Here is a 500-nt window from a genome sequence, read left to right as displayed (position 1 = left end):
ATATAGACGATTCCGATTCCTAGTAGATAAAAGTTCAGACCTAGTGAAGAGAGGAGCAAATACTTTAGACTTGCCCAGGCCTGACGGGGCTTCTTCTCGTAGGAAACTAGGATAAAGGAAATTATCGATGCGAGTTCAACGGTTACGAAAATACTGAAAAGGTCTCTCGAAAGGAATATTGAATTTAGAGTTCCGTAAAGTATGAGGATCAAGGCATAGAAAAAACCGTCATAACCCTTCTTGATAGAATTCAAGATCACCGCGAGCATAACGATAAAAGTCGATAGCAGAAAGGGGATTGCTAATTCATCTATGGCAAGTCCGATTCCAAGTGAACCCCAGTTCCCTATGTCTATCGAAGCGTTGTCAAAGATAACAAATGGAAGGACGCTTCCACCGACTAAAGCCGTAACAATGGCAATGATCAGGCTGACGTTCTTTCTCTTCTTCAATACGAGGCAGATAACGCCACCGAGAACGGGCAGGAAGACTAATGCTAT

Annotated in this window: 1 protein-coding gene; it reads right to left on the bottom strand. The window is 42.8% G+C overall.

The features are described 5' to 3' along the window. Nucleotides 1-500: proton-conducting transporter membrane subunit (locus tag BG32_RS13890; protein ID WP_259459760.1), on the bottom strand; the 500-nt coding region annotated here is incomplete at both ends.

It is taken from the genome of Mesotoga sp. HF07.pep.5.2.highcov (assembly GCF_003666285.1).
GTDB classification, from domain to species: domain Bacteria; phylum Thermotogota; class Thermotogae; order Petrotogales; family Kosmotogaceae; genus Mesotoga; species Mesotoga prima.
The sequence above is the reverse complement of the archived record's forward strand: the minus strand, read 5'-3'. Positions and strand labels throughout refer to the sequence as shown.